We start from the raw sequence: 19,646 nt of genomic DNA, 5'->3' as shown, positions 1-19,646 counted from the left end.
TGGCACATCATGACGACAGAAATCATAGATACCTGGAACGCAAAGACCTTCACTGAAGACATCACTGAATTCCTGAAAGAGCATTCAGAAACGATCATCCGATTTCATCGTTACGAACAGCAAACCAACGAAGATCTGGAACACCTCCAGCGATATGAACGTCGAAATCGAAATCCCTTCGCGGACAATTACAATCGAATTCGCGAAGAGCTGGCAGCCTTGATGTCGAGCAAGACAATTCGCGCGTTCCACTACACTCGAATGATTGACGCCGAAGTTGAGAATGTGTTGGCCAATGGATTTTTTGCACCGACTTCTGCGACAGCTTTTGCGCATTTGTCGGATCGCGTTGGACGTCTGGTAAAATCGGGTATGCTTTCCATTCAAGAAGGCGACCGCATCTTTTCTTCGTCGCCTCTGATGCATCCCGATCAGTTGTATGCACGGGAGGGTTTCTGGATGACGTCGACTCCGTACCATCCTGCAGATCGGTCAGTTATTTTACTGGTCAATCATTGGGGCGGCGAGGTCGGGTATTTCTGGATAGACGAAAGCCAAGATCCTGATCTGTTGAACCGCGTGCAGTCAATCGGTCGAGGTCGAGTATTCGAATTGGCAGTCCCGTTGTTAGATAACGAAAGACGCCCGATAATGGGTTGCTGGTCAGCAGCGAATACCGTGTTGAACCTTTTCGCTCGCGACATTGGCTTCCAAACCGACAGGCTCGGCTTCGATCTATGCGTAAAAAGCCCCCTGCCCGCTTCCGCCATTCTTGCTGTCCACACTGAGGGAGATGAAAGCTATACGACATTCGGAGACGACTATCCTGATCGGGACCTTGCGGAATAATCCAATGTTGACACCAAGGTATGACGAATTCGGCAGCTGATCGCTCAACAGGAAGCCGTCATCATAATTCCCGTTGAAGCCATGAGAAATTAGCGCTATCCAAATTTCCGGGGATGGGGTGTCGCATGGCAGTGTTACAAAAAATTCGACAGGGTTATCGGGCGGCAAGCGCGGTCTGCTTGATTGCGTCGGCGGTGGCCTTCTATTCGTCTTCGCAGTTTGCTGCTGTAAAACTGGCATTCAATTACTGGGATCCGCTTTCGATAACGGAATATCGTCTGAATCAGCTGACGACCAACGACTTCATTACTGAGATCGAGGCCTCACTCGCGGAAGACGATGTCGCTGAGGCTGGCAATCTTGTTGCTCTTGCCCAGGAACGCGGCCATGAAATCCCTGCTGAACTCGTAGAAAAGAGCAAGGAATCCGTATTCCAGTTTGGACTTCGCAATATAAAAGATTTCATCAACGGCGCGACAACAGGGGAAGTGACCTCCGTGCCTTCAATTGGAGGTGTGTTAGCAGCGGATTACTTCCAGGTCGGTGATGCGCGAGACGTTGTCATTCAAGGTGGCCAATTTATTCAAGGTCAAGATTACGACAGGATCACCCTCGGACTGGCGCTTTTTGGTCTCATTTTGACAAATCCGCCGGGAGCGGGAGCTGTAGATATCGGCGCATCCGTTGTCAAAACGGCTAATAAGGCTGGCAAGCTCTCGAAACCACTTCGAAACCGAGTAGGAAAACTGGCATCAGAATTGGTCGATGTGAGCGCACTCCGGAAGGGACTTTCTGAAGTCAAGCTGCCAACTTTCAGAACACCAGCTATCCGTGAAGTACGGTCAACCGTTTCGAATTTAAAATGGTCTGACGTCATGAAGGGCGATTTCTCGGGTTTCGGTGCCTTGATCAGGAGCATGATGCCAATTGATGTCGACGCTGCCAAAATGAGCTTCAAGGGAGCAGTTAAGCCGAATGTCGCTTCCGAAGTTGGAACGCTTGCCAGCAATGCCACTGTGATCACCAAGGTAGGCGGGGTAAAGACAACGTTTCGCGTGCTGGAGCATGCCGACGATGCCAAGGATCTTTCGCGGTTTACAAAGCTGACATCCAGGTTTGGAGAAAAGACATCTGCTGTCGTCAAAATACTTGGCAAAACGGCTATCAAACTGGGCAAACTGGCATACTGGCTAGCAACACTGATGATTGGCGTTCTGGGGTGGGTTTTGTGGGCGGCGTGGCTGTTGTTTTCCCTCACCAGAGGTACGACGCGATTGTTTGTCAGAAAAGCAGGTAAGGCATGAAGTTCGGTAAAAACAAATCGACATTAGCTTTGATCGCGACTGGTGTCGGGGGAGCCGCTGTTGCGGGCTTCGGGCTTTCGGTGGGACGTGATATTTACAAGGGCACGAAAAAGAATGGCGGCAACCTGCTACTGTTGCTCGCTGTCATCTTTTGCCCTTTCATTGGCGGCCGAGGTCTGGTCAGAGGACATGACCGTGGCGTCCTGGGCACCCTCTTTCTGACTTACATCGGCAGCATTCTATTGATTGCGATTGGCTTCGTTGCCGCTTCAATTCTCGCATTTGAAGGTCTCGCCACCACCTCAAAAGAAAGCGAAGCGGGTGGCACGATCATGCTGGCTGTCATGATTGGCGCTGCTGTCACCGCGTTTCTCGCAGGAATTGGCATGCTGACTGGATTGTATCAGCGACCCAGGCGGCTCCGTGCATTCGCCATCAATCGCCATAACGAGCGCTTTCTAAGCGATAACGGGTTCACCGAGACCGAAGGCAAGGACATCACGCATTACGCGCCAGACGGCCAAGCTTTGCGGTTTCTGGAGGCTCATCCAGGTAAGCTGGTTTTTATGGCTGTTGGCAAACGCGGCAAACGTGCTTTCATCGACCTCGATGAAGACGGTAGGATGACGTCGTATACGGGCGTTGTCTGATCGAGTGGTTCGGAACTGAAAGAGCATTTCATGGATTTCGAACACTCGTCAAAGACGACGCCCAAACCCATCCAAAACTGTTGCACTTCCGCCACACGGAATCTTTTTGACAAAAAGGTGTAAATATCTCGGCGTTTGAAATGTATCTACATTGGCGAGCGATCCTGCCCGCGATTTCGATCAGGAGTATCCATATTTGGATCGTATCAAACGCCCTTTCGTAAGCCTGCCCTATCGCAAGCGCCGCGATGCCTTCATTCGCTGGCGATGGCGGATTTTGCTCGATACTCCGATTTATGGAGGCCATTTCACCAGCCAGTTACGTTTGGATGAACATGATGAAGCCTCGGATTGGTTCGATTTTCTGTTTGTTGGCTCTGACGGTCAAACCGTTTGGAATGCCTTCATTATAACCGCTCGAGCTGCATTTCTCGATGCGGACAGGTTCGAGCTTCCAATCAACACCGAAATTCACGAGTGTTTTAAGATCAACCGCAGCTTTCCCAATGAAGTCGGCTTGGACATCGTTGTCAACGAACCTTTCATTGACCGGAAAGTCATTGAAAATGCCATCCTTCACTTCCGGACGTTAGGCGAGGTCGAATGGATTAATTCCGTCCCAGTGCCGCAAGAACATCTACTGCCTGAAAGGGGAATTCAGCATGGATGAAATCAGCGTCGGCAAAGTGGGTATCTTCTGGTTTGTGCAGTGGCAGAACCGCGTCAGGCTTTTGTCTGCTTCCTGCCCGATTGCAGAAGGCGAGCCATATGGCGATATGATCACCTACGGCACCGGGCATTATACTACCTGGAACCGATGGCGGAAATCCAAGGTAGCGCCATTGGAACGAGGCATTGCTAACGTCTTCGAATATGAGGAATGGCCACGCGGCCGCGTCTCATATTGTCGAAACACGCGCAGATTTCTCCTTCTGTGCGATGGGAAGATCATGCGTGAAGATTTGTTGTCCATGATAATGGGCGCGTTCGAGCTGCCCGAAGATCAAGTTTCAATTGATGGCGACCCGCATTATCGGAGCGTTGAAAACTTGGCTTGACTGACAATCGAAACACATGATCGATATAGCAGGGATATTGGGGGAAACATGAAAATCTGCATTCATCGCGGTAGCGATCAAATTGGCGGCTCTTGCGTCGAATTGGAGCACGACGGAGCAAGAATTCTCGTTGATCTGGGGCAACCGCTCGATGTCGAATATGAGGACGCCGAACTACCTGCCATTTCCGATATTCAAAACGTTCAGGGCGTCGTTCTCAGTCATGGGCATCGGGATCATTGGGGATTGTTGCCAAAGGTAGATAAGCAGATTCCTGTCTATCTGGGGCAGAAAACCCTATCCATTTTAAAGGCTGCCGAACCATTTGTGCCAGGCGGCTATGCCCCGCCGAATGCCATCACCTATTCACATAAAAAAACCTTTGATATTGGGCCATTCCAGATCACACCGCATCTCATGGATCACTCGGGTTTTGATGCCTACAGCCTGGTTGTAGAAGCTGGGGGAAAACGCGTTCTCTATTCAGGCGATGTGCGCGGACATGGTCGGAAAGCCCGGATGTTTGAAGGCTTCATCGACAATCCACCTAAAGCCATTGACGTGATGCTGATGGAAGGATCCAGCCTTGGGCGATTGACCGCATCAGAAAGATTTGAAACCGAAACCGAGATTGAAGAGCGCCTGCGAGAAGCGATTACGAGAACGTCCGGGATGCTGTTGGTTGCGTGTTCCGTCCAGAATATCGACCGCGTGGTGAGCGTCTATCGAGCAGCTAAACGGAATGGTCGTCAGCTACTGGTTGATGCATACGGAGCCGAAGTTCTGAAGGCAACAGAGACCGCGTCTATTCCAAAGCCATCAGATGGCTGGGACGATGTGAAGGTTTTCATTCCGCAATTTCAACGACGCCATCTTGTTCGCAACGGGATCGCCCATTTGGTCGACGGCTACAAAGGTCGCCGGATTTATCCCGAAGGGCTGACGAATATCGCTTCGAGCTCAGTAATGATCGTTCGTCCGTGGATGATGACCGAACTGTCTCAGATCGGCGCTCTGGAAGGCGCGCGAGCTATCTGGTCGCAATGGGACGGATACTTGCAGGAGGAATCCGGAACAAAGTTTATCGCTACTTGCAAAGCATTAGGTGTTCCTATGGAGACAATCCACACATCGGGCCATGCCGATATTCAGGATTTGCAGCGATATGCAATTGCCGTTTCCCCGAAGAGGCTGGTTCCTATTCATACGTTCTTCCCGGAGCGGTTTTCCGAACTCTTCGAGAATGTCGTTCCCTCAAAGGACGGTGAATGGCTGCAAGTGTAACAATCAATGTACAATGTTGGTGAAACATCCAAATATGGGGGCTGAAATGCGCATTATAATTCCATGTCTACTGGGGTCCATGGTAATCTTTTCGAGCGCCGCGTTCGCCGCTCCGATATCCCTTAAAGGTTTGGATTGGTCGATGGACTATTCTGATATGATCAACCAGTTAAATTCCGATGGCTACCAGTGCATTGGCGAGACAAACAGTTTATTTAAGAAAGGGACACCGGAGGGAGATAGTATAAGAGCTTATCTTTGCACAAAGGGTTCCGCTCAAGTTCGGATTTCTACAACTGAGATTAGATTTAATTGCTCCGCATTTGATATGTGTGAACATCCTGCCGACGATGTTGCTCAACGATTGGTCAACACCGGTAAAATAGATGAATTATCTCCGAGCATGAACCAGGACGAGGTAATGTCCATATTAGATCCGACAAACAGTGTATCCACTCAGTGGTGTGGAGTTGGTAACGACGGAGACGGAGTTTGTGTGAGTGAAAACCCACGCGACGGAAATCTACGCTATGTCACCCTCAAAAAAGGTTCCATCGGCAAAAGCCTGAGCTTTGATTGAATCAAGAAACTGAGCTTGTACATACCCAAGAAATCTAAGAAGAGAAGCAGAGAATGAGTTCAAATAAACGCGAAGCTTTCAGACGATTTATAAAACCTGAGAATATGGAAATCCTCCATCGCCTAGCAACAGCAGGTGATGATAATTGGTTCAAAGATGCTCTTCAGGACAGTGACGTTTTCTTTGCATTGCGCGACAACCGTGTAGATGCCTATGCAAAGGGAGCGCTAGTGCACCGTATTGAGTTCAAGAATGGCAAAGCAATTCCCCATACCCATGTCAAATATTTGATCAAGGAACCCCAAAAATCACGGTCATACATATCTCTTGAAAATGAGGAATTTCGGTATACCCCCGCCGAAAGCATGCAGACGAAGTATGTGCCAGGCGAAACACTTAAATCTATCAAAGCGGCAGCTTTGTACTATTCTCCGCCATCAAGTGAAAGCTATGGCGTTTCGAGCATTCTCACGAAAAATCCGAACGTCATAGATATCGAATTTTCGCTGAAACAGAGTTCCGATGAATCGGCCGAGCCACCAGTACAGTCGGACAATGGGCCAAAATCAAAGCATGATCGCATTGATATTGTTCATCTGGAGAAATCGAAGGAGATTTACCGACTGGTTTTCTGGGAAGCAAAACTATATGTAAACCCAGACCTGTTCAATAATAAAATTATTGATCAGATAAATAGGTATTCTATTCAGATTAAACGCCATAAGCATAAGATAATAGATGCATACCGTGCCGTCTGCCAATTCCAAAACGATATTAATACAATGCGGTCAACCGAGCGCACCAATTGTGCATTACAGGGTATTGCAGATGGATCGATTGAGTTGGACTTGGACCCTGAACCACGACTAGCTATTTTTACATATGATGGCAGGCAAAAAGAACGCCTAATGGTGAGAGTAGAAATGCTTTCCAACATGCTCGGAAAAAATCGTATAAAAATGCACGGAGACCCGAGTAAGCTGACACTGAGATAAAGGATTCCGACCTTTATCGGCTATATCTATTTATTGAGGTCGACATTCCTCTTCTCTTTCGCGCAATATACCGCCGTGGAACCGACTGGACTCGGTTCTTTCGGCGGTTCAGTCTCGTGGACTGATCTTGCTTGCCAACGCAACCAATTCAGATTGCCTGTTGGTCTTCGTTTTTGAGAAGGCAAACTTCAGGTGTGTTCTCACAGTTTCATAGGACATGTTAGAGCAGTCAGCGATCTCTCTAAGAGACATGCCTCGGCAGAGCTTATTGACGATGTCGGCTTCCTTCGGTGTCAGCTTGAAAACCGTTCTGAGCATTTCGGGCGATGCGACGTTATCGTTATCGGGATCGTCCAGCAGAATTATTCCGATAGCGTTCGCGAAGAAATCCGGTAGGTTCCCGCCCAGGCGCTGTATGCGCAACATCAATGGGCTTTTGCCTTCTCGCTCGATCAGAACACGGCCAATTTGCTTTGGATCCGGTAAAAGCCATTTCTCGTCGACGACGGATTGCATTATTTCGCGTATTCGGGATGTTTCGTTGTGGCGTTGGGATTTCAGTTCGCGATTTGCAACCGACAGGTCCCTGCCCAGCATTGCTTCGGCATCCGATGTCACCTGAGTGACTTTGCCAAAACGGTCAAAGAAGATTGCCGCCACTCCAGCCATCTCATATGCATCGGCCATGCCGCCAAGTCGGCTTTCATGTAGTTGACGCATGAGATCCGCTGACATCATCAATCGCTCCCGCATCCGTGTGAAAATGGCGACTTCGTCTTCGTCGTAGAAATCCAGATCGAGCCGTCTATGCAATGTCAAAACCAGGAGGTCATCTGGAGCAGCATTCCAGCCAATCATGCATGTGCGACCAATGCCATACTTCGCTTGGAATTTGTAATATGCACTTTTCTCAAAGACATCCCTTGGCGTGTATTGCTGATCGCAGGCTGTCCCTCCCCTCTTCAGAAACGGCAAAGCCCGCAACCGCCATTCATTCGCATACCAGCCATCATTGAAATAGTCTTCGAAAGCCGCCGACAAGGATTCCGTATGTATCACCAGATCGGGATTCCGCTTCGATGCTGGAATGATATTCGCACCAAACGATCCCGTGGCATCCGCTATTCCACCAATGACTTCCTTCCACAGCGAGGTGTCAAAGGCAGCTTCAAGTGCTCTGTCGAGGGCGCTATCCAATTTTACAATGTCGATATCCATTCTGACGGTTCCCCAGTCCGTAATGCCCCGACGTACAGAATATATGAAAGTAGGTTGTCACGCACCTCACCCAATTGGGGGAGGAATTAACCATTGTATCCACGTAGACCATAATGCCTGAATGATATGCAAACTCTCAGTCTTCAATCAAAGAATAACAGCAAAATTAAATATTGGGAGGATCTTATGGCCAAAACTAATGTCGTACTTGTTACTGCTGTCTTATCGCTCACTATACAATCTGTATATTCGCAGGAAATTCAAGGATGTTCATTTGATACCCAGTGTAAAGGCGATAGGATTTGTGAACGCGGTATCTGTGTTCCACCATTCAATCCATCGAGAATATCAGTTTTACCCATACCACCAAGCCGTCAAGTACAAACACCAAACCAACAGGTTCAATTGCCGCAATCTGATCCTCAAAGAGAATTTGTTAGAGTACAGATGAAATGGTGCACTACCGATTGGGGTCATAATGAAGGCGCGCAAGAAGCGATCAATTATATTAATTCGGCCGTCTCGGCTGGCTATGCAAATCAAGTAAGTGCTGTAATAGGTATCATAAATAATATACCTATGTTAGGCGCAGGGGTAGCTGGAGAAGTTTTAAAACGTCCTCCAATTATCGACGCAGCCCGAGCACTTGTATTGGTAAACCCAGATATTGCTATAAAACTAGCACTAACCTGTCAGGCCCACAATGCTCCAATTCGCTCCCAACTTAACGCCCAACCGAACTTAGTGGCTGCATTCTTGAGAGGAGAGTTGGGATAACGAATAGGATTTCTTCGTCGCTGCTTCACCTACTTACCGAGATCTTCAATCCTCGTGTCTTTCGGCACAAAATACCACCATGGAACCGACGTCTTCAAAGTTTGAAGTGCGTTTTCCAACTTCGGTTCCTCTGCAACGTCATTTGACCAGAGGATGACTTCGATATCACCGTTGGCACCGTTCTCGGCTCTGAATGCACAGGACGCCGTCTGATAAGGTGTTTCCCAGTCATGAAGCGTGCTGACCCTGATCCAGCTTGCTTTATCGATCTCGATTTTCTCCGAGGTGTTCTTTGAAAACTCGGAGTCTTCTGTTCGGAAATCAGGCGAAGTCGCCGTGTCGGGGTTTATGAAATTGCTACCATAAACACCAAACAGTGTTTCGCATGCATGAGTAATAGCTTCGGGCGATAGTGGAATCTTCTTTGGTTTTGTATCGATTACAATCCCTGCATGAGCTGCATCCTCGACGGTCTGGATGGCTCTCGTTTCCTCGGAGTCAAACAGGATGTAATCGGTCAGGAACCGTCTGGAAATCTTTAACGCTTCCTGATCCGTAATCAGTGAGCTGACAATTCCAAAAGCGGCGCGCGTAAGAGCTGATACGTAATCTGCATCGTATTTTTTGCCGGATTCAAGTTTCACGTAAGGCGCGTGAAATCCAATAACAGCACCGGGCTCCATCATCCTTGACGGATGTCTGAAATCGCCCCATTGGCTACCGCCTAGGAATGCAATGGCGCAGGCCGAATGGCATTGGTCTCCCTTACGAACATAGGTCGCGAAACCATCAGCCATGAATGCATCATATAGCTGCTTGCCAGCCAGATAATTACCGCCAGGGCTATCGAGACAGATGCTATTGCCTGCATCGACGCCATCCCCATTTTTCGCGACGATGGCGTCAATTTTTTCATCGTCTCCCTTCACGATGGGGCCTGACAGCAAATATCTGCATTTTTTGGATTCAACAGGCCGGATATCGGCGGCCATCGCAAACGGAGCTGGCATCAAAATGATAATCGCAATCGTAGTCGCCAGAAATTTGAAACCCGATTTCATTGTCCGCCCCGTCTTGCTATCACCCCAAAGCAATATATGCAGCTTTACATGCTGATGAAAACGAGTTTCTGGGTACTGCACCTCTTCAATGCACGCAGAAGTCACATTGGTGTGATTAAGTATTTTCAGAGGTTGTAATTCAAGATTTGCTGAAGCTAACTGCGTTGGGGCATTATGGGGCGCGAGAGATTGCAATCATTTTTTGAAAAGCGAGTTGATTTCGAAACGCTCATGCGTCACGCTTTGATGTGCGATGACGAACTCGACAGAAGAATCGAAATCAAACAGTTTTATAATGGAAACCTGTCGCCTTCGTATGTAAGGCTCGATGCAGTGGGCCTTGGGGTCGCGAGCCGTATTAAATTGGTCGGCCCTGTCGTTGATGCTTTCGTTCGGCCACGGCTTTCACTTGACGATGATGCTGACCTGGTTTTCTTTTTTGCCATTGATCGGTTGCTAAAAGACAGAAATGAGCTTGAGGATTTCAGCAAGCAGTTCACCCGAGTTCCCGAACGTTCCACCTTGCTGATTGACATCGAAGGCAGGTTTGCGGGAAACATGTCATATTTGCTCATGCTCTTTGATCGGGCAAGCAAGCAACTCGCGAGCGAATGGTGTACGGCTGGCTATGATCCCCGAGTGCTTAATTTGCCATTGCAGACAATACAGGCGGAAAACTCGGACGAAGATGATGCAGACGCCGCATAGGCTCGATTGCGAGCCGACCAATTTCTCGGAGCCACCAACAACAGATGGCTTCCGACTGATGTGACGTCTATCCAAGAAGGTGCGTAACCGCGCGGCCGACGAACATTGCTTCCGGGGCTTCCAACTCCTTCGCAATGGACTTCAGCAAGTCTAACCGGATGTCGGGTTTGTCACCTTTAAAGAAGGCTAATATCCATTCTTTGTCGGCGTCTGGCATCCTCTGCGTGAATTCGAAGATATCTGTGCTGTATCGCCTGCTGATCTCAGAGATGATCTCGCTGAAGGTCATCGATTGATCGAAGACCAGCCCTTCGACGATAGCCTTCTTCTGCCCATCAAGGGCTCCCCCCTTATTTGGAATGAAGCCTCGACGTTTGGTCAGCCAACGCAGAGCTTCAGCCGCATCCAGCTCACTACCATCCAGCTTGAAGCCTTCCTTGCTTAGGGACGCCCTCGCAACTGACTCTGTCATCCCAGCCAGAAGAGAAAGCTCTTTGATATTCAAGCCTCCTCCCTCGACGTTCATTTTGTATCGAGCGAAAAAGGTTTCCAAAACCACGCGAATGGGTGATTCCTCACCCTTCCTCAATGGCGATTCATAATTATGAGTGTAGACTGGCATTGCACCATTCAACAGCATATCTGCTTCGGTCCACGTCTCTACCGTGGCATTTTCGAAACCATTGAGCTGGTACGCGTAGTCATAACACCGTCGCACGATTAAATAGATGCCGTGACGTTTGATGTCGAATGTGTCTTCGTCAGCGTTCTCGTCGCCGAGCATTTCGGAATACGCTTCATTGGTAGTGAAGATGCCGATTGCTTCGATGGCAACCCAGATCGCCTTTCTGATGTCGGATTCGACCTGTTCCCAGGTGTACGGTACGTTTTTGCTCACGCGGCTTCTCCCAGTTTCAGATTTGCGATCTGCTTCTTCAACCTGTCAGCCGCGTGCAGAAGTTTGTCTGAATTCGTTTTAATCGACGCCAACGAAGGCGACTTTCTACCCGTGAATACCGCAATACGCTCAGCATTGGCACCGGATGGATGTGGCATGCCAACCAGAATGTTGTTTCGCTTCAGGTGACCTTGACCCGCGACATGAAGAACAGCTTCCTCGGCGAGTGGTCCAAGTGGCAACCAGATGGCGTTTGGCAATAGTTTGGCTTCCTCTGCCAGATGGGTTTCAACCATGCTCCGAAGCAATTGCGTTTTAAGCATCGACGGATTGCCCGCATAATTCTTATCGTCAACGAAGACGGGATACCGCAACGCAGACGTGAAGTGCATGTCTGTAGAGCCGAATTCAAACAATGACGCTGTTGATTGAATGTGCAGGAGATCTGCTACTCCAACGAAATCCAGCATCTCAACCAGGTTGGAGCGCATAGCTCCGCTAAAGCTGGCCGTCATCTTTGCGGTGCGGAGTGCTTCCTCAATGGATGTGCCTGCCAGCTTTGCATCACTCAGGGCATTCAAGGCGTTTACCGCCTGCGTCATACCAGGAGTGATGCCCACGATTACCAGACGAGCAGACTTCTCGATGTGGTCGAATGGCGAATAGCAGACCTGAATATTGCCATCTCTTTCAATGGAAAGCTTGGGATCGGTCAGAATGTTGTTGGCGCTCTGGCCATCAATTTTGTCGAAAAATGCGCGTGCGATTGAGAGATCCTGAGCCAAGATCGTGTTCTCCAGTTTGTATGATGATAGATGATGATTAGTGATTTAGGCGGCGTTTACGGCGGGCAACGGTAACGATTTGACCGCTATCCCCGACAATCACGTAAGCGCCGCGATACCGTTCCAGTTCGATTGCGAGACGATTATCAACTTCGGCAGCCATGCGTAGCGCTCGCCTGTCCAGCATGATGCTCTCAGCACCCCGAACAATTTGGCCAGCTCCGTATTGAACGATGGCTTCAACTACATGTCGTGGGAATGCCCTCTGTTGCATTCTGGCGCTTGCGTGGTCTGTCAGGTTCATGTCGTCCTCCGTTTGGTTGATTTCGGTATATAACCCTGAAACCATGATGGCAAGCGTAAAGTGCGATAGTTATATAACTTTCTATCTTTTTACAGTGGACCAGATACTGTTTCCGCCGACAAGCCTCTGAAATCCCAATGTTTTCGGTCTTAAGCGGTCTACTCGCTCACCAGATTTGACACATGCTCAAACTCCCAACAGCATAATTGACAATTATGCTTGTTGAAGGAGTAACACATGGCATTCAAAGAATTCGAAAATCTATATATCGCTGAGAAACCTAATCTGGCTGAAGCGTTGGCAACCGCGCGGGGTAAGATGCTGGGCATCAAGCCCGAAAAATCCAAAGGCCATTGGATAGTCGGCAACGATGCTATTACGTGGCTCTACGGACATATGTACGGCTTGGTTTCGCCTGAAGCTTACGATCCCGACCTAAAGAAATGGTCGATGTCCACGTTGCCAATCGTGCCTGAAAAGTGGCAGCGAACGCCGCATACGCTATCTCAGAGCGTCCTCGACAAGAATGCTGAAGCCAAAAAGAGACAGGCATCCAAGCTTGCTCATCTTGCCCACGTAGTTAGCCTGCTGCCGAAAGCAAAGCGGATCATCAACGCAGGCGACGCTGAACGCGAAGGGCAGTTGTTGGTCGACGAACTGCTGGAAGAAAACGGCATTGACCCGTTTGGCTCGGAAATCGGCCGAGTATGGGTGTCCTCATTTGCCGAGAAAGACGTAATCAAAGCCATTGAAGGCATGTTCCCGAACGCTGAGAAGAGAAATCTATTCAACGCCGCTGTCGCTCGCTCGAAAGCCGATTGGCTCCATGGCATGAACATGACTCGCTTCTCAACCATTGAAGGGAGAAAGTCAGGCGCTGACGGGGTCGTCAACATTGGCCGCGTCCAGACTCCAACACTGAAACTGGTTGTCGACCGTGACCGCGAGATCGCGAATTTCAAGGCTGTTGACCATTACCTGCCTCGGGCGACCTTCAAACATGCCAACGGCGACTTCTCGGCGAACTACGTGATCCCCGAGGATTTGAGCGGCCTCGATAGCGAAGGCCGTCTGATCGACAAATCTGAAGCAGAAGCCATCACCAACAAGATTTTAGGAAAATCAGGTCGTGTCATCGAATTCACGAGATCCGCCAAGTCGAAGTCCGCCCCTCTTCCATATTCGCTCTCAGCGTTGCAGTCCGAATGCTCCAGTAAGCTCGGATTGACGGCTCAGGAAACGCTCGATGTCGCACAGTCTTTATATGAGAGACAAAAAGCTACGACATATCCGCGTTCCGACAGTCGCTATCTGCCGAAATCGATTTTAGATGGCGAGGCTCCGCAGATCATGCAGAACCTGGCTGCCATCATGGAGCACAAAGACGCCGCATCCGCTGCCAACATGTCTTTGAAATCGAAAGCTTGGGACGACAGCAAGGTCAGTGACCACCACGGTATTATCCCCACGATGGAAGCCACGGCATCCGTTATTGCAAAAATGACGCCGATGGAACGTTCTGTCTTCGCACTTATCGCCAAAGCCTTCATTGCCCAGTTTCATCCCGATCACCAATACAACGCGCTATCCGCAACCGTCGAAGTCGAAGGCGAGAAATTCAAGGCGACAGGCAAGCAGATTACCAATGCAGGTTGGAAGGTCGTCTATGGTGCAAACGCGGTCGACGAAGATGAAGAGGAAGGCGACAACGATGCGCAAGCGCTGCCAGCCATGACCAAAGCGGATTCCGTTTCTGTTTCTGCATCCCATGTCACATCAAAACGGACGACACCACCGTCTGCCTTTAATGATGGCACGCTCATCGGCGCAATGGCAGCGGTGCACAAGTTTGTCACCGATCCGGCTGTCAAAAAGATGCTCAAAGAGACATCGGGCATCGGCACGGAAGCTACGCGTGCAAACATAATTGAAGGCCTTCTGAAAAATGGTCTTCTGGTGCGCGCGGGAAAAACAAAGCTGACTTCCACCAGCAAGGGCGGTGCTCTGATCGATCAGGCGTCGAAACTGAGTTCAGACATCGTCTCGCCTGGTTTGACGGCCGCTTGGGAAGAACGCCTGAAGGCGATTTCAGAGGGTGCTGACGACGCCGACATGTTTATTGATGAACTCGTCCAGAGCTTGAAGACGATCATTGAGACGAAAAAAACGGCGGGCGGTTCGTCTTCGGGTGTCAAGATCGAGCCGATTGAAGGCCATGGTGAGACCTGTCCGAAGTGTAAGAAGGGTAAGATGATGACCCGACAGACCAAGGCGGGCAAACCCTTCCTGAGCTGTTCGCAATATTTTGGTAAAGACAATCCAAAGAACTGCGGTCTGCGATCTGGCCGAAAGAGGAAGAGGATGTCACGGGCCTTGATTGCCCAAAGTGCAAGAAAGGCAAACTGGTGTATCGAAAGACCAGAGACGGCCGTGATTTCCAATCCTGCAATCAGTATTTCGGTAAAGACGATCCGAAAAATTGCGGATACGCGGTATGGCCGAAGGCTGACATCCCTGAGCCTGACGTCAAGGGTGACAATAGCGCACCTACGCCAAACTGCACGAAATGCGGTAAAGGTTTCATGGTAGAACGGACGTCGAAAACGTCGGGCAAGAAATTCCTTGCATGCAACAATTGGCGCAAGAACGACCCTCTATCTTGCGATGCTGTTCAATGGCTCAGCGAACCGTCATATCGACCTCCACGTCCCAAGTTTGGATGACCGTTAAAACGAAACCAAATCCCCTTTTATCTGGTTATAACGGCCAGCGTCCCTGACGACTTTCAAAGTTTTCGCAATGCACGAACACGACCGGAAGAATTCTCCATTTCCCAGATAATTCTTATTGGCAATGCGCCAATGGATTGGTAATCCATTAATAATACTGGCTGTATGGGGTTCATGGGGGAAACATGAAGTTTAAGGGCGCAGCACTGATTCCGTTGGCGTTTATGCTAGCGGGATGTTTCGATATGCAGCAATCGATGTCGATCAACGAGGACGGCACGACTACACTTGATATCGATCTTTCGGTAATGAAATCCGCACTGTCATTCGCGGAACAAACACCGGAAGGTTTCTGTTCAGGTTTGGCCAGTCAAAAGGCATTAAACGGCATTTCAATGAAAAATGACATGCAGGTCAGTGACAATACAGTAACCTGCAAATGGCATATTGAAGGCGATACGGATCAATTGATCGCTGCTATGAACGCTAAGCCATCTACACCTGAAGAAGGCGGTATGCTTCCTCATTTAAAGAAAGAGGGAGAAAATATAGTTGCTCAGGTCTGGGTATCAATGAAGGGCAACAATAAAACGAATGCTAGCGATCCGGACGTGGATCGAATGCTTTCCAAGTCGCTTCATGGCCACACGCTTACGTGGAAAATTTCTGGGCCGAAAATCATTTCTTCATCAGGCCCAATTTCTGACGATCAGAAAAACACCACTTTTGCCGTGCCTCTAAGAGATGTGATGGGAGGCAAACGGGTTGAGTATGTATTCAGTGCCGTTATTGAAGATAAACGCTCAATTTTTGCGAGAATCCGGTCGTGGTTTAGTTAATCCTATGAATAATCTCTCCATCGCGAGTTACAACATTTCAAATTAAAACTGAATATTTCTATTGGAATATACAGTAGGTAAATTTATTTTCGGTTTATCAGGGGGGCCTGTATGCAATCGAAGTCCTTGTGGATCGCATGTAAGTCATGCGGCAAACAGATATCTATTGAAGCTAAGATGTGCCCAAACTGCGGCGCACGGCGGTCCCGTTATAAAGCCATTAAATGGCTTGGGGGCGGTTTATTGGCAATTGTGGTAATTGCGGCCATTGCGTCGCCAAAAAAGTCCACAGACAAAGCTGGCAGCATGAGACATACATCATCGCCCCAAACTGCTTTAGCTCTGCCTATAAGTCAGAAGAACTTTATTTCGGCCGTAGATGAATTCTCACAACGATTTCGTTCGACGGCGAACGAGCTCCAGCAAAGTAGCCTTCGTGATGAGCGTCGTGTTGCGCTTATGTCGTCACTGGATTCGAGTTTAACGGTTAAAGGCTGGAAGGGAACGCTGACCAGACTTGAAACGAATACAGATGGCCACGCAATCATCTCAGTACGTCTCTCTCCAGCAGTTGAAGTCGTCACATGGAATAACGCTCTCTCGGACCTGGTGGACAACACCATGATCAAAAAAGGCACTCCGCTTTACGGCCAACTATCAAAAATGACGCTTGGGGATGCCGTTGAGATATCGGGAAGTTTCCTTCGCTCGGAACAAGACGGAATCCGTGAAACTAGCCTAACAATCAGGGGAGCTATGACTGATCCTGAGTTCCTTTTCCATTTCAGCGATATATCAAAACAGCAGTAGGAGAGACTTAATATGGCAATGATTAAATGTCCGGAGTGTAGCAAGGATGTTAGTGATAGCGCCTTCAAATGCCCTAGTTGCGGTGTAGCATTGCGCAAACCACGTCGTGGTTTCATGGGCAAGCTTTTCAAATGGTCATTTATAGCTTTCAATCTCCTGATGGCACTCTGGTTCATCACCGGTATGAATAATGCAAGTCAGGGCATGAGCGGATTGTCTGGCGCTGAGCAAGCAGGTGCCGCCATTGGCACGGGGATCGGCGCAATGCTCATCCTGAGTATTTGGGTAATCGGCGATATTATTTTGGGGCTATTTGTCCTCTTCACACGCCCAAAGACGTCGTAATTTCCATTAACAGGTACTGAAGCCATACTTAGCCGGATGGCTTCAGCCCGTTTTAATTGCATAACCTGAAATCGTGTTTTTATTTCAACCTGCTGCTCACGATAAGGTACCTCTGGTTTCATGCTTGTACTTCCAGAATAATGATCTTGATATCGTTAGGAGAATAAATATGAAGTTTCCAGTTGGAGAAATACCTGACCCAGAAATACCTGAACCTGAATTCGATGAATTCGGAGACCGGATTATCCACGCTATAATTTCTCGTGAGTACGTCGACGAAGGAGGTAGAACTATCCAGATTGTTGATAACCTGCACGAATGGACGACTTACACTAAGCAGCTTTCCCGAAATCGCGATGCTCGAATGCTGGAACGCGGTGAAATTGACCAAGCTGGCTTACGGAGAAAGAACGACGCTTTCCATGGCGTGGACTTCAGCAAAGTCCGGATCGTGTCCATCGGGGGCAAGCCCTATGAGGACATCGATTGATCGCTAGCATCCCAATTATCAATTTCTGATTAGCATTCTCGCTCCGAGTTATATCGGTTGATTTCTCATCGTTGATTTTGTTAATGACGCTTGAATTTTGGCATGGGGCATACAGTTGGCTAAGGGATATAGATCTGCATCAGGTAAGGCGGCCAAGCAGGCATCTGGAGTTGTAACGAACTGTTCATCGCGCGTGGCAATGAACGGAAGCCAAGCTCACAGTTTCACTATTGGTCGCAACACTTTCACCATCTTTTCAAACGACAACTTGTCTCCTGTGATAAATGGAGATCGAGTCCGTTTCGATTATCAAGTCCGTCGACTTCGGTCTGGAAGCCGCAGTGAATACCTTGCAATTATTCCTGAAAGCTTAATAGTCGAAGCGCCGACCGAGCTTGATGCCGTCGTAAGTGGCCAGGTTTATATCCTGAGCAACACCTCTATGCCTGGATTACTGAAAATCGGCTTCACAACAGGAACAGCTTCAGATCGAGCTGCGGCTCTTTCCGGTGTCACAGGTGTGCCAACGGGTTTCAAGGTCGAATGGGCGTTGCCCGTAATAGGCAGCCCACTGGCAGTTGAACAGCGCGCTCATGCAATTCTTGCCAAATGCCGTCAGGGTAAGGAATTTTTCCGGGTATCGCTTGAAGATGCAAAAAGCGCATGCATTCAGAGTTTTGCAGAACTTTATCCAGACCGCGCGTCTGCAATGGACGACGCCTTTGCCAAAAGAGCCAGTGAAGAATTGGCACGTCGCGAGGAGCTAGCACGAATTCAAGCTCAGAGAGATAAAGAGCGTGAAGAGCAACAAGCACGGGAAGCCTTTAGCCAAACCAGGGAAGGCAAGTGGCTGAATGAAGGCAATTGCTACGTTGAACTACACGCATTCTCGTACGAGCCGAACTGGAATCTTCCTTCCTTTTTCAGCAAGCTATTCGGAGCTAAGTACCACGACTACCTCAAGCTAACGATAACCGCCACCCAACACGAAACTGATCTCTTCTGGAGTTTTGACGTTGAAGGACGGATCAATGAAAAACCTCACTACGAACGAAAACGGTTCGAGGTATTGGATGAGGCAATCAGTTTCGCAAAAAACTATCCGGAGAACCGAAGGGTTGATAACTTCTCCATTAAAGTACTAATCCCAACTATTTTTATCGACAACCCGCCGGAATTACCTCCATCCCATAGACCGAGCGAAGCTCTCAAAGTCGCTAGTTTCGATGATTTGGTCGTTAGGCCTGCTCGTTATATGCAAATAGGCAGGCACAAGCGATTAGTAAGATGAGATAATACCCGTCAGCAGCCTGGCGCAGATACGATTGGTGTCTGCGCCACTATAATCTACTCATCTTCATCTCTGTCGAACTTTCCGTCACCATTTAACTCGCCGTGATAGAGTTCGTCGACAACAAGTCCCGCAGGGCTATTGCGTGCTTCATCCAGCGCTTTCTGCCAATCAGCGGGATCTTCCTCAGTCAGAGTAACCGTGTTTCGCTGATCGCCATCCCAAAACGTGATTAGTATCTGGTCGCCGCGAACATGCAGATCAACATGCGCATCAGGAACCTTGATGTTAACGTTGCTTGGCCTCGGTTTTAATTCGAGACCGAAAAACCCGGCACCGTGATCGTCGAGAAGAATGAGATGGCGGTTCCGATCTTCGCCCTTACGATATACAGCCTTCACCATTTCTGGCACGTCTTCATCGGTTTCGTCGGCTATCATCTTCCAGTCAGTCGAAGCTACATCTGCTTTCTCGACTACCGAAAGGATCGCTTCGACCTGCTCGGGCGTTTGGTAAAACCGAAGGTTGGTCTGCCCCCTGAAAAGTGGTCCTCCCTGAAGTAGGCTATTGAGCCGTAGGAGGACGTTGGAATGCCCCAGAAGAAGCACAAACCCGAAGAGATCGTCGCGAAGCTGCGCCAGGTCGATGTTCTGCTGTCGCAAGGAAAATCG

General features: G+C 49.0%; 22 protein-coding genes. 16 read left to right on the top strand and 6 right to left on the bottom strand.

Features of this window, described 5'->3' with window-relative positions:
* Window positions 1–9 precede the first annotated feature (9 nt).
* From FJQ48_RS10785 to FJQ48_RS10750, 8 genes are all read left to right on the top strand, one after another.
* A complete protein-coding gene (locus tag FJQ48_RS10785; protein WP_139975128.1) occupies window positions 10–849 on the top strand; it encodes a hypothetical protein in 840 nt (279 codons plus the stop codon).
* 125 nt (window positions 850–974) lie between these two features.
* Window positions 975–2,153, top strand: coding sequence for a hypothetical protein (locus FJQ48_RS10780; protein ID WP_139975127.1), 1,179 nt, complete (start codon window positions 975–977; stop codon window positions 2,151–2,153).
* A complete protein-coding gene (locus tag FJQ48_RS10775) occupies window positions 2,150–2,803 on the top strand; it encodes a hypothetical protein (RefSeq protein WP_139975126.1) in 654 nt (217 codons plus the stop codon). The genes FJQ48_RS10780 and FJQ48_RS10775 overlap by 4 nt, the downstream gene beginning before the upstream one ends.
* Before the next feature lie 196 nt (window positions 2,804–2,999).
* Entirely contained in the window at window positions 3,000–3,473 is a 474-nt protein-coding gene (locus FJQ48_RS10770; RefSeq protein ID WP_139975125.1) for a hypothetical protein, read from the top strand.
* The gene (locus FJQ48_RS10765) at window positions 3,466–3,861 is read left to right on the top strand and encodes a hypothetical protein (RefSeq protein WP_139975124.1); all 396 of its coding nucleotides are present in this window, start codon (window positions 3,466–3,468) and stop codon (window positions 3,859–3,861) included. Before FJQ48_RS10770 ends, FJQ48_RS10765 begins: the two co-directional genes overlap by 8 nt.
* A 48-nt stretch (window positions 3,862–3,909) precedes the next feature.
* Window positions 3,910–5,145: an MBL fold metallo-hydrolase gene (locus FJQ48_RS10760; RefSeq protein WP_139975123.1), complete on the top strand. Its 1,236-nt coding sequence runs from the start codon at window positions 3,910–3,912 to the stop codon at window positions 5,143–5,145.
* Window positions 5,146–5,287: 142 nt separating this feature from the next.
* Window positions 5,288–5,725 (top strand): hypothetical protein, encoded by a 438-nt coding sequence (locus FJQ48_RS10755; protein WP_139975122.1) that lies wholly within the window; start codon window positions 5,288–5,290, stop codon window positions 5,723–5,725.
* A gap of 53 nt (window positions 5,726–5,778) precedes the next feature.
* Window positions 5,779–6,720, top strand: coding sequence for a hypothetical protein (locus FJQ48_RS10750; protein WP_139975121.1), 942 nt, complete (start codon window positions 5,779–5,781; stop codon window positions 6,718–6,720).
* A 108-nt stretch (window positions 6,721–6,828) separates the two neighbouring features.
* On the opposite strand, the gene FJQ48_RS10745 is transcribed toward FJQ48_RS10750, so the two are convergent.
* A complete protein-coding gene (locus FJQ48_RS10745) occupies window positions 6,829–7,938 on the bottom strand; it encodes a helix-turn-helix transcriptional regulator (RefSeq protein WP_139975120.1) in 1,110 nt (369 codons plus the stop codon).
* Window positions 7,939–8,124: 186 nt separating this feature from the next.
* On the opposite strand from FJQ48_RS10745, the gene FJQ48_RS10740 reads away from it, so the two are divergent.
* Window positions 8,125–8,715 (top strand): hypothetical protein, encoded by a 591-nt coding sequence (locus FJQ48_RS10740; RefSeq protein ID WP_139975119.1) that lies wholly within the window; start codon window positions 8,125–8,127, stop codon window positions 8,713–8,715.
* Between the two features lie 29 nt (window positions 8,716–8,744).
* On the opposite strand, the gene FJQ48_RS10735 is transcribed toward FJQ48_RS10740, so the two are convergent.
* The gene (locus tag FJQ48_RS10735) at window positions 8,745–9,776 is read right to left on the bottom strand and encodes a hypothetical protein (RefSeq protein WP_139975118.1); all 1,032 of its coding nucleotides are present in this window, start codon (window positions 9,774–9,776) and stop codon (window positions 8,745–8,747) included.
* 189 nt (window positions 9,777–9,965) lie between these two features.
* On the opposite strand from FJQ48_RS10735, the gene FJQ48_RS10730 reads away from it, so the two are divergent.
* Window positions 9,966–10,484: a hypothetical protein gene (locus tag FJQ48_RS10730; RefSeq protein WP_139975117.1), complete on the top strand. Its 519-nt coding sequence runs from the start codon at window positions 9,966–9,968 to the stop codon at window positions 10,482–10,484.
* A gap of 67 nt (window positions 10,485–10,551) precedes the next feature.
* On the opposite strand, the gene FJQ48_RS10725 is transcribed toward FJQ48_RS10730, so the two are convergent.
* From FJQ48_RS10725 to FJQ48_RS10715, 3 genes are read right to left on the bottom strand one after another with little or no spacing between them, the layout of a single operon-like run.
* Window positions 10,552–11,382 carry a hypothetical protein gene (locus FJQ48_RS10725; RefSeq protein ID WP_139975116.1) on the bottom strand — a complete coding sequence of 277 codons (831 nt, stop codon included), beginning with the start codon at window positions 11,380–11,382 and terminating at the stop codon, window positions 10,552–10,554.
* Complete coding sequence (locus FJQ48_RS10720) at window positions 11,379–12,167, bottom strand: hypothetical protein (RefSeq protein WP_180350179.1); 789 nt, start codon at window positions 12,165–12,167, stop codon at window positions 11,379–11,381. Before FJQ48_RS10720 ends, FJQ48_RS10725 begins: the two co-directional genes overlap by 4 nt.
* Before the next feature lie 37 nt (window positions 12,168–12,204).
* Window positions 12,205–12,471, bottom strand: a complete 267-nt coding sequence (locus FJQ48_RS10715) for a hypothetical protein (protein ID WP_139975114.1) — start codon at window positions 12,469–12,471, stop codon at window positions 12,205–12,207.
* 237 nt (window positions 12,472–12,708) lie between these two features.
* On the opposite strand from FJQ48_RS10715, the gene FJQ48_RS22695 reads away from it, so the two are divergent.
* The 6 genes from FJQ48_RS22695 (at window position 12,709) to FJQ48_RS10680 (ending at window position 18,975) form a co-directional block, all read left to right on the top strand.
* Window positions 12,709–15,060 carry a DNA topoisomerase 3 gene (locus tag FJQ48_RS22695; RefSeq protein ID WP_139975113.1) on the top strand — a complete coding sequence of 784 codons (2,352 nt, stop codon included), beginning with the start codon at window positions 12,709–12,711 and terminating at the stop codon, window positions 15,058–15,060.
* A 325-nt stretch (window positions 15,061–15,385) separates the two neighbouring features.
* The gene (locus tag FJQ48_RS10700) at window positions 15,386–16,039 is read left to right on the top strand and encodes a hypothetical protein (protein ID WP_139975112.1); all 654 of its coding nucleotides are present in this window, start codon (window positions 15,386–15,388) and stop codon (window positions 16,037–16,039) included.
* A gap of 111 nt (window positions 16,040–16,150) precedes the next feature.
* Window positions 16,151–16,849 (top strand): zinc ribbon domain-containing protein, encoded by a 699-nt coding sequence (locus tag FJQ48_RS10695; protein ID WP_139975111.1) that lies wholly within the window; start codon window positions 16,151–16,153, stop codon window positions 16,847–16,849.
* Window positions 16,850–16,861: 12 nt separating this feature from the next.
* Window positions 16,862–17,194 (top strand): hypothetical protein, encoded by a 333-nt coding sequence (locus tag FJQ48_RS10690; protein ID WP_139975110.1) that lies wholly within the window; start codon window positions 16,862–16,864, stop codon window positions 17,192–17,194.
* A gap of 169 nt (window positions 17,195–17,363) precedes the next feature.
* Window positions 17,364–17,684, top strand: a complete 321-nt coding sequence (locus FJQ48_RS10685) for a hypothetical protein (protein ID WP_139975109.1) — start codon at window positions 17,364–17,366, stop codon at window positions 17,682–17,684.
* A gap of 115 nt (window positions 17,685–17,799) precedes the next feature.
* Entirely contained in the window at window positions 17,800–18,975 is a 1,176-nt protein-coding gene (locus FJQ48_RS10680) for a GIY-YIG nuclease family protein (RefSeq protein WP_139975108.1), read from the top strand.
* A 56-nt stretch (window positions 18,976–19,031) separates the two neighbouring features.
* Here the strand turns inward: FJQ48_RS10680 and FJQ48_RS22355 are convergent.
* On the bottom strand, window positions 19,032–19,646 hold a 615-nt coding region (locus FJQ48_RS22355; RefSeq protein WP_180350177.1), incomplete at its 5' end, for a hypothetical protein.

This window comes from Ochrobactrum sp. CGA5 (genome assembly GCF_006345815.1).
Lineage (GTDB): Bacteria > Pseudomonadota > Alphaproteobacteria > Rhizobiales > Rhizobiaceae > Brucella.
This window is presented reverse-complemented; position numbering and strand designations above follow the sequence as displayed.